9 protein-coding genes are annotated in these 12,954 nt (G+C 41.8%); 8 read left to right on the top strand and 1 reads right to left on the bottom strand.

Annotated elements, in window-relative coordinates; genetic code table 11:
- Window positions 1-13 precede the first annotated feature (13 nt).
- From fbaA to FM107_RS12370, 8 genes are all read left to right on the top strand, one after another.
- Window positions 14-1,093, top strand: a complete 1,080-nt coding sequence (gene fbaA / locus FM107_RS12410; RefSeq protein WP_086948828.1) for a class II fructose-bisphosphate aldolase — start codon at window positions 14-16, stop codon at window positions 1,091-1,093.
- A 304-nt stretch (window positions 1,094-1,397) separates the two neighbouring features.
- Window positions 1,398-2,279 (top strand): tyrosine-type recombinase/integrase, encoded by an 882-nt coding sequence (locus FM107_RS12400; RefSeq protein WP_086948826.1) that lies wholly within the window; start codon window positions 1,398-1,400, stop codon window positions 2,277-2,279.
- 14 nt (window positions 2,280-2,293) lie between these two features.
- The gene (hpf, locus tag FM107_RS12395; protein ID WP_086948825.1) at window positions 2,294-2,638 is read left to right on the top strand and encodes a ribosome hibernation-promoting factor, HPF/YfiA family; all 345 of its coding nucleotides are present in this window, start codon (window positions 2,294-2,296) and stop codon (window positions 2,636-2,638) included.
- Between the two features lie 104 nt (window positions 2,639-2,742).
- Window positions 2,743-3,120: a DUF6686 family protein gene (locus FM107_RS20250; RefSeq protein WP_086948824.1), complete on the top strand. Its 378-nt coding sequence runs from the start codon at window positions 2,743-2,745 to the stop codon at window positions 3,118-3,120.
- A gap of 159 nt (window positions 3,121-3,279) precedes the next feature.
- Window positions 3,280-3,807, top strand: a complete 528-nt coding sequence (locus tag FM107_RS12385) for a ferritin (RefSeq protein WP_086948823.1) — start codon at window positions 3,280-3,282, stop codon at window positions 3,805-3,807.
- 132 nt (window positions 3,808-3,939) lie between these two features.
- On the top strand, window positions 3,940-6,708 hold the full coding sequence (locus FM107_RS12380; protein WP_256959506.1) for an outer membrane beta-barrel protein: 2,769 nt from the start codon (window positions 3,940-3,942) through the stop codon (window positions 6,706-6,708).
- A 1-nt stretch (window position 6,709) separates the two neighbouring features.
- Window positions 6,710-7,675: an NAD(P)H-quinone oxidoreductase gene (locus FM107_RS12375; protein WP_086948822.1), complete on the top strand. Its 966-nt coding sequence runs from the start codon at window positions 6,710-6,712 to the stop codon at window positions 7,673-7,675.
- Between the two features lie 78 nt (window positions 7,676-7,753).
- Window positions 7,754-10,048 carry a GH92 family glycosyl hydrolase gene (locus FM107_RS12370; RefSeq protein ID WP_086948821.1) on the top strand — a complete coding sequence of 765 codons (2,295 nt, stop codon included), beginning with the start codon at window positions 7,754-7,756 and terminating at the stop codon, window positions 10,046-10,048.
- Between the two features lie 85 nt (window positions 10,049-10,133).
- Here the strand turns inward: FM107_RS12370 and FM107_RS12365 are convergent, their stop codons facing one another.
- Window positions 10,134-12,779: a heavy metal translocating P-type ATPase gene (locus FM107_RS12365; protein WP_086948820.1), complete on the bottom strand. Its 2,646-nt coding sequence runs from the start codon at window positions 12,777-12,779 to the stop codon at window positions 10,134-10,136.
- Between the last annotated feature and the right edge of the window lie 175 nt (window positions 12,780-12,954).

The following is a 12,954-nucleotide window of genomic DNA, read 5'->3' as shown; positions in this document are numbered from 1 at the left end:
TTAGACAAGACATATGAGCCTAAAAGATTTTAAAGGTGTTTTGACGGGAGATCAAGTTCAAGAGTTATTTGAGATTGCTAAAACACATAAATTTGCTTTACCAGCTGTAAACGTTATCGGAACAAATTCGATCAATGCAGTTATGGAAACCGCTAAAGCGGTGAATTCTCCAGTGATTATCCAGTTATCAAACGGTGGTGCGCAGTTTTACGCCGGGAAGTCGTTGAATAATGACGGACTTAAAGCATGTGTTTTGGGTGCTGTTTCTGCAGCTCATCACGTACATTTGTTAGCAGAGCACTATGGTGTTGCGGTTATCCTTCACACCGATCACGCCGCTAAGAAATTGCTACCGTGGATCGACGGGTTACTCGACGCTGGAGAGAAGTTTTTTGCACAACATGGTAAGCCATTATTCTCCTCGCATATGCTAGACTTGTCAGAAGAGCCTATAGAAGAGAATATCGAGATTTCAGCGAAATATTTAGCCCGTATGAAACCGCTAGGTATGACTGTTGAGATCGAATTAGGTGTGACTGGTGGTGAAGAAGATGGTGTTGATAATTCAGACGTGGACAGCTCTAAATTATACACCCAACCTGAAGAAGTGGCGTACGCATATGAGGAACTTTCGAAAATTTCTGATAAGTTTACTGTAGCTGCGGCATTCGGTAACGTTCACGGGGTCTATAAACCTGGGAATGTGAAGCTTCAACCTGTTATCTTAAACAATTCGCAAGAATATATTAAAAAGAAATTTAATTTGTCCGCTGAGAAGCCTGTAAATTTTGTATTTCATGGTGGATCGGGATCAGCTCCAGAAGAAATTGCGGAAGCGATCTCTTACGGTGCGATCAAAATGAATCTCGATACCGATATGCAATGGGCGTACTGGGATGGTGTTCGTGCGTATGAAGCTAAAAACCGCGAGTATCTGCAAACACAAATCGGTAATCCAGAAAGTGCTGATTCGCCAAACAAAAAATATTACGATCCGCGCGTTTGGTTACGCAAAGGAGAGGAGGCATTTGTTGCAAGATTAAAACAGGGTTTTACAGAGCTAAATGCAATCGACGTTAATTCAAAACTATAAGTTTCCGCGCCATTTTTCGCGCTTAATATTATTATAAAAAGAACGCAGCATGTCTGCGTTCTTTTTATTTAGAAAATGTTACATCGTTTTTTTTGTGGATATAAAAGATGCGTTAATGCAATCTGCTAGCGGGTTTATAGGTCACCTGTTCAACGTGGAGGCTAAAGACCGCTTAATAATATTACAGGTTATTGACTGTATTTTAATTTGTTTGTCGGCGATGAATTCCTATATTTATAGTTCAGCAATCGGAGTAAAATTATTTTATTTTTTGGGGCAGTAATTACAAAAAACGGGTAGGCTAATGAGCAAACAGAGCTTTATAAATTTTTTGAAGTTTGAGAAACGATATTCTGTCCATACGATTAATGCGTATTCGCTTGAAATTGATGCCTACCATGCTTTTTTAGAGACGCAAAATTTGGAACTTTTGGAAGTCACATTCCGTGATGTTCGGGTCTATTTGGCGCAGCTAAAAGAAGCCGGCCGACAAGCTACCAGCATGAACCGTTCGATCTCATCGCTCCGTTCTTATTACAAGTTTTTATTGAGGGAAGGATTGGTGGATACAAACCCCATGAGATTGGTCCATGCACTGAAAACACCGAAGAAGTTACCGGTTGTAATTGAACAGGACAAAATGATTGCTTTGTTGGAGCAAGGGCATGCGCAGCAGAATGATTTCGAGCAAACGCGTGATTTTGTGGTTCTGGAACTGCTATTCGGGACGGGTATTCGTCTTTCAGAATTGCTAAATATCCAGGAACGCGACATCGACACCTATAACCAGCGTGTTCTTGTACTAGGGAAACGAAATAAGGAAAGATTGATTCCGATTCACAAAACGTTGATGGAGGAAATAAAGCGGTATTTAAAACTTAAATATACGCAGGAATTTAAAAACAATTCCGCATACTTAATCGTTACCAAAGTAGGAAAACAGGCGTATCCAAAAATGATTTACAGGATCGTTCAATATTACCTAGGACAGATAACTTCGCAAAAGAAAAAAAGCCCTCATGTATTGCGTCATAGTTTTGCGAGTACATTACTTAACAATGGAGCTGATTTAAATGCCATTAAGGAATTACTTGGACACGCAGGGTTGGCGGCCACTCAAGTCTATACACACAACTCTGTTGAGAGGTTGAAAACAGTTTATAAACAAGCCCATCCAAAGGCTTAAAAAAAGGAGGAAAAATGAATATTATTGTGCAATCGATTAAGTTTGACGCAGATCAAAAATTGGTAACATTTATCAAAAAGAAAACTGCTAAATTAGAGCAGTTTTTAGATAATATCATCGAAGGAGCTTGTTATTTGCGACTGGAAAATGTGGATGATGAGATCAATAAAGTAGTGGAGCTCAAAATAAATATTCCAGGGAGCCAATTATTTGCCAAAGCACAGGCGAAAACTTTTGAAGAAGCGACTGACACAGCCGTTGAGTCCTTACGTAGGCAGATTAATAAACATAAAACCAAAACCCGAACAAATCTAAGCAACCATAAAGAGTTGCTAAGCGGTACCGAAGAAGAAGTGTGATTCTTTTGGAAAATTATAGGAAAAGGCTGATTATAAAATCAGCCTTTTTATTTGGATTCAATCTTAATAATAATTACCTTTGGTGCGTTAAGTAGATCGAAAAGATGATTGTTTGTCCATTAGCAAATTTTGAAAAAGTATACCACACTGAAAATGGGGCTGTTTATCAATGCAGCCGCAAAAATTGCTATTGGTTAGAGTTCCAAGACTCAACGACCGCCTTCCGTGTTTCTGATTTTTTCCATTTTAAAAAATGTATCGATCGTATCGATATTTTTTCTATGATTAACGATACCTCTCGTACTTCTGATTTTGAGGTTATTATGCCACACCGTACCGAACGTTGTTTTATTTTGTCCGTACAGGATATTTTGAATTTGCGTGAAATTTTGTCGGGGGCTAAATTTATGATCGAACTCAATAGTGATGTCAAAAAGATATTGCGTAAAGAAGGTGTGTTTCTGGTTGGGTCCTCTGTTTAATTATACTGATTATAAATAGCTTACAGATTTTCTAGTCTAATTTAGACTGAATTCGTATTGTAGTTTTTTTATGCAAATAGATCTTTATTGATGTATTTTTGTAGCAAACAATGTGGGGCTAACATTGTTACTATTGTAGAATCTTAAAGGATAAATAATATGAAAGATTTATTGAAATTGAAAACATCGCTTAGCGAGGATATCGAAAATATATTAAATGCACAAGTTAAAGTAGAAGCACATTCATCGGCTCTTTATTTAGCAATGTCTTCTTGGTGCGATGATCAGGGACTAGATAATTCAGCGACATTTTTTGCTACGCAAGCTGATGAAGAACGCATACACATGTTGAAAATTTTCAACTTTATCAATAATCGCGGAGGTCGCGCAGTTTCGCCAGAGATCACAAACATCCCTGTGGATTTTGAATCGTTTCGTGGTGTTTTTGAACAGGCTTTGGAGCAAGAAATGTTTGTTACGGAGCAGTTTAATAATATTGCAGACAAATGTATGAAAGCGAAAGATTTCGTGACGTTTAATTTCTTGCAGTGGTTCTTAGAAGAACAAGTGGAAGAGGAGTATGTTGCGCGTCGTATTCTCGAATTATTTGATGTAATTGGAGAAGAAGGTACAGGACGTTGGGAGATTGACAAACACTTAGTGAAAGTTACTTTTGACGGGGAGTAATTAATTCAAGATAATTCATAATTGGGGCCGTTTCGCAGAAACAGCCCTTTTTTTATACAAAAAATAAAGTTTCGACGTTAGGAGAGAAAGGTATATCAAAATTCATTTTTTTCGTATATTGATCTCAAACGAGTGAAAACAATATTTGTGGGGTATCTAAAGTGTTTTATTGTTATAGTTGCTTTGGTTTGCATCCATGTAGTAGGTGTGTCTGAACTTCAAGCGCAGACAGCTGACCGGCAAATACAGGGATATGTCATCGACACTGCAAATGTGCGTATGGATGGTGTTACGGTCCGTTTAACGAGTGAATTTGATACACTCGTGACGAGTACCTCGAGCGCAGGATATTATGAATTTACACCTGTTAAGGGAAAGAATGTCCAAATCTCCTATAGCATGCTGGGCTATCAGATTATTAATAAACAGCTGCCCGTAGCAGCCAGAACAGGCTTCTACATGATGCCTAACGTTGTACTTACGCCTCAATCATCTTTAATTGAGGGCGTTTACGTAGTTAAAACGGTCCCTGTAATTTATTCCACCGATACCGTTCAATATAACATGGATGCGTTCAGCTTTCGGACGAACTCCCTGCTAGAGGAGGCGTTGAAGAAGTTACCCGGTATACGGGTCTCCCGTGACGGGATAGTCTATGCGCAGGGGAAGCCTATTTTATCGGTGCGCGTGGACGGTAAGAAGTTTTTCGGAGGCGATGTGTTGACAGCAACGCGGAATTTGCCCGCGGATTTTATCGCTAAATTACAGGTTATTAACTCCTACGGGGAAAATGCGTCGAACACAGGTATGAAAACCAATGAGCCGGAGAAAATTCTAAATATTGTATTAAAAGAAGATCGTAAACGTATTTCTTTTGGACAAGTCACCGCAGGAGGAGGAACCAGTGAACGGTTTATAGGAAGTATCGGTGTGAATAGGTTTGACGACGGACAGGAGTTTTCGGTGGTCGGCTCGATCAATAATACCAATACGAGTCTCTTTTCTTTTGGATCACCTAACGGTGTGGGGGATCGCGACCGTTCTTTGTATGATGCAACAGATTTTGTCGATCCTACCGATGGACTAAATAATATCAAATCCGTCGGATTTAACTTCTCTGATAATATTACGACCAACACACAATTCAATGGGAGTTATAGTTTTACACGAAAGGATAATGTCACCCGAGGTACCTCTTGGCTGCGCTCTAATTATATTGAGAATCTGATCTCGAATCAGGAATCCTATCAAACCAACAACGACGATAGCTACCACCGATTTACAGCGGAATTGAAACACAAGTTTAAAAATGAGGACCTCTTAGAGATAAGACCAGTATTCACCTATAACAAGACGTATACTGGAAACAGCCGAGAACGCCAAATCGATAATAACCAAATTTCGAATCGAGGAACATATCGAGATACTTCCTATTCGAAAAACCCTAATATGGATGTCAACGTCGTTTATTCAAAGGCCTTTCAGAAGCCGGGGCGTAAGCTTATTGGGAATGTTACATTAAACTTCAATAGCAATGATGAACTGGAAGATGTTTTGGATCGATACATCACGGTCGATTCTTCAACCGGTTCACCAACAGTTTCCAATTTCGAACAACGTTATTTTATTCAGAAAGATAACGGATCCGACGGGATGAAAGTATCGTTATCGTACGTAGAACCATTCTCGGATTACAGCAAGCTAGAACTTGTGTACGATTACCAATTGACCGATATGACCACAAGGAGGCTCGTGGAAGACAAAAATAAAACCGAGGAGCTTGGGCACTTTTATTACGTAGATTCGCTGGGCGTAAACTACAATTACCGGTTCAGCAGCAGCAAGGTAGGGTTAAACTACCAATATACGCCCAACAGTAATGTCCGTGCGAATATTGGTTTTGCTGTTCAGCCGCTAAAGCTTGTCGGAAATTTACCTGCTGAAGATTTAATATACAGCTATCGTAACGTCAACCTCGTGCCGACCGCCGGTTTCAAATGGCGAATAAATAAAGAGATTGATTGGTCCATAGATTACAGGGGTAAAAACAATCAGCCTAATTTCTTGCACATCATTCCCGTGCGTGACAACAGCAATTCACAGAATATTATAGTAGGTAATCCCGAACTCAAGGCTGAATTTTCGAATCGTATTAGCACGACATTCCGTAAATTTATCACCGCCCGTAGCCAATATTTTGAAACAAACTTTGCCTATAACTTCGTGTCCAACAAGATCGTCTCTGACAAGAAAGCGTATACGACCTCCACAATACAAGAAACGACGTTCAAGAATGCAGATGGTTATTATGATCTAAAATGGTATTATTTGTTTAATACGCCGATATTTAACGAGAGCCTTCAACTGGATCTGGTAGGAAGCGCCGATTTTTATAATAACCTTTCCTATGTAAATGATGAACGGAATAAAACCGAACAGTTTATATATTCGCAATCGCTTCAATTTCGATACAATTGGAGTGACTATTTTGAGACGTTATTTAATACCAATTACTTACTAAACCATGCGAGTTACACATGGCCCTATGCAACCGAAATTACAGCCCATAGTTTATTGTTCAGTGCTGGTACGAAAGGTTATTTATCAGATTATATCACCCTAGGTGCAGAAATGTCGCAACGATTTAATTCGGGATATGAGAGCAGTTTCATGAATAGCAACCCGACGATCATAAATGCTTACATGGAATTTTCATTTTTTAATAACAAAGCCGCCGTGCTGCGTATTCAGGGTTTCGATTTGCTCGATCAAAACAAGAATATGGGTACCTATAGCGAATACATCGGAAATGATCTCTACGAAGCTAAAAACAACCGTTTAGGGCGTTATTTTATGGTGACTTTAAATGTGCGGTTGCAGAAATATCCAAAGAAGAAATAATATGCATGCCATTGTAATTACAAAGTTTGGCGGACCTGAAGTACTCGAATTCGTCCGAAGAGTGACACCACCGGTAAGGGATGATGAAGTATTGGTTGCCGTGAAGGCGGCCGGTGTAAATCGGCCTGATGTATTCCAGCGAAAAGGCAATTACCCAGCGCCGCCCGGCGTAGTAGCAGATATCCCGGGCTTGGAGGTGGCTGGGATGGTTGTAGCGCTAGGAAAACGGGTGACAAGATGGTCGGTCGGCGATCGCGTTTGTGCGCTCGTTGGTGGGGGCGGTTATGCGACACATGTCGCGGTACACCAAGATATCTGCCTGCCTGTGCCTGTTGGGTTGAGCTATGCGCAAGCGGCAATACTGCCGGAAAATATATATACCGTTTGGGATAACGTCTTTCGACGTGGGCGGCTCTCTGCGGCGGACGGTATTCTTGTTCATGGTGGCTCTGGCGGAATTGGGAGTACGACGATACAGCTAGCGAAAGCGTTTGGAGCGCGTGTTTTTACTACATCTTCCACACCAGAGAAATGTAAGTATTGTACGGAATTGGGGGCTGATCGTACGGTAAATTATAAAGAAAGTGATTTTTACGCCGTATTACAGCACGAACGTATTGATGTTATCTTGGATAGCCTCGCAGGTGATTATTTTGAGAAAAATATAGATTTGCTTGCCCCGGATGGCCGTTTGGTCTATATTAACGCCACACAGGGTGCAAAAGTCCCTTTAAATATTTTTAAAGTTATGCAGAAGCGTTTGCTGATCACAGGCAGTACGCTCCGCGCGCGCGATACAGGCTTTAAGGCCGAATTAACCGAATCGATATTTACCCATATTTGGCCGTTTCTCGGGCAAAAGTTCCGTCCACAAGTATTTAAGGAAATCCCACTGGAAGACGCGGCGGAGGCACATCGATTGATGGAATCTGGCAATTTTTTCGGTAAAATTGTTCTCGTTGTATGATATGCTAAATACTTTTAGCTATCGGTTTTTAGATATTTTTGTTTACTTTAGAGGATTCTTAAATAAGCCGATAAATTGATGAAATTTAAATTTTTAACAACAATTTTCTTAAGCGGGAGTCTGCTTTTTGCCCACAGCCAGACAATCGATAAAGTGGAAAATCCGATCGACTTGGTGAGTACACTGGTCGGTACGCAGTCCACTTATATGTTTTCTACCGGAAACACATATCCCGCTATTGCCTTGCCATGGGGAATGAATTTCTGGAGCCCGCAGTCTGGAAAAATGGGTGATGGCTGGATGTATAGCTATACCGCTGAAAAGTTGCGTGGTTTTAAGCAGACCCATCAACCCTCACCATGGATGAATGATTACGGTCAGTTCTCTATTATGCCTATGGTGGGCGTGAAATCGTTCGATGAGGAAAAGCGCGCTAGTCACTTCTCACATAAAGCGGAAGTTGCCAAGCCACATTATTACTCGGTCTATCTAGCGGACTACGACGTGACCACCGAAATTACGCCGACTGAACGTGCGGCATATTTCCGTCTTACTTTTCCTAAGACCGATGAGGCGTATGTACTCCTGGATGCATTTGATAAAGGTTCTTATGTAGAGGTATTGCCCAAGGAGCAAAAGATAATTGGTTATTCGACCAAGAACAGTGGGGGAGTACCCGATAATTTTAAAAATTATTATGTGTTGGAGTTTGATCATCCGTTTGCAAATATTGCGACCTTCGCCGACTCCGTACTTAGCGAGGATCGTTATCTCGTGAAGGCCGATCACGTGGGAGCACTCGTTGGTTTTCAGATTGCTAATCGAGGAGATCAAATACTTGTAAAAGTAGCGTCTTCATTTATTTCAAAAGAACAGGCGGCCATTAATTTGAAAGAGCTCGACGGCGTGACGTTCGATGAGCAGGTCGCGAAGGGTGAAGATATTTGGAATACCGAGCTCAAAAAAATTGAAATTGAAGGTGGTACGATCGATGATATGAGAACCTTCTATTCCTGTTTGTACCGCTCGTTATTATTCCCGCGAATGTTTTATGAAATCGACGAGCAAGGACAAGTGGTGCATTATTCACCCTACAATGGCGAGGTTTTACCTGGATATATGTTCACCGATACGGGATTCTGGGATACTTTCCGGAGCCTTTTTCCATTCCTAAATTTAATGTATCCAGAAGTCAGTGAAAAAATGCAGGAAGGACTCGCTAATGCGTACCGCGAGAGTGGGTGGCTACCTGAATGGGCGAGCCCAGGATTACGTAGCGTCATGGTGGGGAATAACTCGGCCTCGGTCGTTGCTGACGCGTGGGTTAAAGGGATACGCTCCAAAGATATTGAAACGCTCTACGAAGCATTGCTCCATGGAGCGAACAATGCAGGACCGCTACCTGCGGTAGGCCGTGCTGGAGCCTCTTATTATAAGGAGTTAGGTTACGTGCCGTATGATGTAGATATCAATGAAAACGCAGCACGAACACTAGAATATGCTTATGATGACTTTTCGATCTATCAGCTTGCAAAAGCGCTGGATAAGCCCGAAAAGGATCAGAAGCTCTATAAGGCCCGCTCGTTCAATTATAAAAATCTATTCGACCCGGCAACAGGTTTAATGCGTGGTAAAAATAAAAATGGTGAATTCCAATCTCCGTTTAATCCGTTTAAATGGGGGGACGCGTTTACCGAAGGAAATAGCTGGCATTATACCTGGTCTGTTTTTCAGGATATTGAAGGGTTAGCGAACCTGTTGGGGGGGCATCAAGCGATGGAAATTAAGTTGGATTCGGTGTTCAGCCTGCCACCCGTATTTGATGATTCTTACTATGGATTTCCTATTCATGAGATCCGCGAGATGCAAGTTGCTAATATGGGACAATATGCACACGGGAACCAGCCTATTCAACATATGATCTACCTTTATAATCATGTCGGTGCGCCGTGGAAAACGCAATATTGGGTTCGTGAAACGATGAATCGTATGTATTCACCGAATCCTGATGGTTATTGTGGCGACGAAGATAACGGGCAAACATCTGCTTGGTATGTTTTTTCTGCGCTCGGATTTTATCCGGTTACTCCAGCTACGGACGAGTATATTTTGGGAGCACCATTGTTCAAAAAGGCGACTCTACATTTATCCAATGGAAAACAAGTATCCATTAAAGCGGAAAACAATTCGAATGAAAACAGATACATCAATGCGATGAAATGGAATGGGAAAAATTACACGAAGAATTATATTAAACATAGCGAACTTGTAAAGGGCGCTAATATTTCTTTTGATATGCAGTCCGAACCGAATAAAAATCGCGGCGTAAATAAAGGAGATTTACCTTTCTCGCTGAGTAAAGACGATATCTAAGGGTTGTATACATTTTAGAGATTAGAACCTCCCTTTTTGCAAGCTATATGTTCGCAAAAAGGGAGGTTCTTTTTTTGGGAGCTTGTTAAAGTTTCGAACCGTTTAACTTTAAGGAGTTGAGGATTACCGAAACAGAGCTCAGGCTCATTGCTGCAGCAGCAATCATTGGCGACATCAAAATGCCAAAGCTGGAGTATAAGATGCCCGCAGCTATAGGGATACCGATGATATTGTATAAAAAGGCAAAGAGTAGATTTTGCTTTACGTTCCGCATCATCTTGTGACTAAGCATTATTGCTTTTTCTATCCCCAGAAGGTCGCCTTTTATGAGCGTTATTTGGGCACTCTGCATGGCGATGTCTGTTCCGTTCCCCATAGCGATACCAACGTTAGCTTGCGTTAACGCAGGTGCATCGTTTATGCCATCGCCGGCCATCGCGACAATTTTCCCCTCTTGCTGCAGTTTTTTTATCGCTTGGAGCTTATCCGCGGGCATCATACTAGCTTTGACGAATTCTATGCCTGTTTTTTTAGCGACAACCTGCGCGGTGTTTGGGTTGTCACCGGTAAACATATGGACAGTGATGCCTTGATCTTGGATGTGCTCGATTGCCTCTTTACTAGATTGTTTCACCTGATCAATGATGGTCAGCAGGCCGGCGTATTTTTTGTCCACCGCAAGTATAGAGATACTGTTGCCTTGTTTTTGCGCTTGTGTGATTTTAGTGCTCAGGTCCTTTGGAAGCTCAACATGGTGCTCGCTGATTAATTTTTCGGTTCCGAGTAGGACTTGCATATGATGAATCTGTCCGGAAACCCCTTTTCCGGGGATGTTTTCAAAGTTTATTAAATCCAATAGCTGCAGGTTCTGCTCCTTCGCGCTGTTCATCATGGCTTGAGCGAGCGGATGTGAGCTCGTTTTATTTACCGATGCGGCAATTTGTAGAATGTCTTTCTTCGTGAGAACGTTTTGTTCGTTCGGCCAGATCTCCGATACGCTAGGACGCCCCTGGGTCAAGGTGCCGGTTTTATCGACGATCAAGGTGTCAACTTTTTGAAGGTTTTCTAAAGCTTCTGCATTTTTGATAAGGATGCCATTTTTTGCCCCCTTTCCAATCCCTACCATAACGGACATGGGTGTCGCGAGCCCCAATGCACATGGGCAAGCAACGATCAAGACCGCTAACATATTCGAGAGCGCAAAGGCCAACTTGTTATCTATTCCACTGAAATACCAGGTCAAGAAAGTGACAAAGGCAATGATCATAACCACAGGCACAAAAACACGTGATATCTTATCGGTGAGCTTCTGGATCGGTGCCTGACTTCGGCTAGCATCGTTCACTAGTTGAATAATTTGCGCAAGGAGCGTTTGGTTCCCTACGTGCTCTGCTTGCATTAAAAATGTATGATTCCCATTAATAGTTCCGCCAATCACGGGGCTGTCCACCTCCTTTTCAACAGGAATGGGCTCTCCGGTAATCATAGATTCATCAATGCTACTTGATCCTTCTATTATTTTGCCATCGATAGGTATTTTATCGCCAGCGCGCACACGTAAGGTATCACCTACTGCAATATCGGATACCGCGATTCTTTCTTCATTGGATCCCTGAACACGAATTGCTTCTGCTGGTGCCAATTTGATTAACTCTTTCATCGCAGAGTTTGTTCTAGAATGCGCTTTGGCCTCCATAAGCTGTCCGAGTAGCACGAGTGTCAAAATAACGCTAACTGATTCGAAATAAAGTGGTGGTTCGCCGTGCTGACCGAGCAGTTCGTCAGGGAATATCGATGGAAAAAATAGCGCTACAAGACTGTAAATAAACGCAGCTCCCGCGCCAAGACCAATCAGACTGAACATATTCAAATTCCATGTTTTGAATGACGTCCACGCCAGTCGGAAGAACATCCAGCAAGTGTAAAACACAACCGGAAGAGTCAGAATCAGCTGTATATAGGGGTTTACTGCAGGTGGGATAACCTGGCTTATTATTTTGCCAGGTAGCATATCGCCCATTGCAATGATGAACAGTGGGAGTGTCAGTGCGAAGCTAATCCAGAACATTCGACGGAGATTTTTGTAAGTGGTATCTTCTTCCTCCTCAAGTGTATTACCTACCAGATTCATTCCGCAAATCGGACAGTTGCCAGGGTGATTTTGTTTCACTTCGGGGTGCATCGGGCAGCTATACTCCGTACGCAAAGTTAACGCTGGAATCTTTTCTAGATTCATGCCGCAAATTGGGCATGAGCCCGGCTGGTCATAAACCTTATCCCCTTCGCACATCATAGGGCAATAATATTTACCAGCGTTTTCCGCTGGAGGAGACTTTTTTTCATGATGATGATTGGCGTGTGTATGTTGATCGATCGTCTCGATCGGGACTAAAAACATATTGCATACCGGACACCTGCCTTGTTCGTGGTAAACTTTATGGTCGCCTTCACACAACATAGGGCATATATAACGGCCGCTAGGTGAGGGTTGCTGCTCTTTGTCTTTTGTGATAACCGTAGTATGTAGATCGTGAATTTGATAAGCGCCGCCCGCAGTAGCTAGCTGTTTTTGGAGATCAGGCAAAGAATATTTGCCATCTTGTTCTATCGTTGCTGTTGCCGTTTCTAGGTTTACGGTGGCCTGAACGCCACGTAACTCATTTAGTTTACGTTCTACGGTTGCTTTACAACCACTACAAGTCATACCAGAAATTTTATATTGTTTGGTCATACTAATGTGTTCTAAATGGTGATTTTCCAAGCAAGAGGATTTGCTTTCATAGGCAGTGCTCGGCTTGAAAATCGGATTGAATCTTGTTATCTAAACAATACAAATATCGAAACGTTTTGTAGGTTTTTATTATATTATTCCGCCAAAAAATTATAGAATTTAAGAGTAAGAGGAG

It is taken from the genome of Sphingobacterium sp. JB170 (genome assembly GCF_900163865.1).
Classification (GTDB): domain Bacteria; phylum Bacteroidota; class Bacteroidia; order Sphingobacteriales; family Sphingobacteriaceae; genus Sphingobacterium.
This window is presented reverse-complemented; position numbering and strand designations above follow the sequence as displayed.

Bases quoted from the DNA above. Each gene is read 5' to 3' on its own strand.
- fbaA (WP_086948828.1), top strand. From the start codon at position 14: ATGAGCCTAAAAGATTTTAAAGGTGTTTTGACGGGAGATCAAGTTCAA.
- FM107_RS12400 (WP_086948826.1), top strand. From the start codon at position 1,398: ATGAGCAAACAGAGCTTTATAAATTTTTTGAAGTTTGAGAAACGATAT.
- hpf (WP_086948825.1), top strand. From the start codon at position 2,294: ATGAATATTATTGTGCAATCGATTAAGTTTGACGCAGATCAAAAATTG.
- FM107_RS20250 (WP_086948824.1), top strand. From the start codon at position 2,743: ATGATTGTTTGTCCATTAGCAAATTTTGAAAAAGTATACCACACTGAA.
- FM107_RS12385 (WP_086948823.1), top strand. From the start codon at position 3,280: ATGAAAGATTTATTGAAATTGAAAACATCGCTTAGCGAGGATATCGAA.
- FM107_RS12375 (WP_086948822.1), top strand. From the start codon at position 6,710: ATGCATGCCATTGTAATTACAAAGTTTGGCGGACCTGAAGTACTCGAA.
- FM107_RS12370 (WP_086948821.1), top strand. From the start codon at position 7,754: ATGAAATTTAAATTTTTAACAACAATTTTCTTAAGCGGGAGTCTGCTT.
- FM107_RS12365 (WP_086948820.1), bottom strand. From the start codon at position 12,779: ATGACCAAACAATATAAAATTTCTGGTATGACTTGTAGTGGTTGTAAA.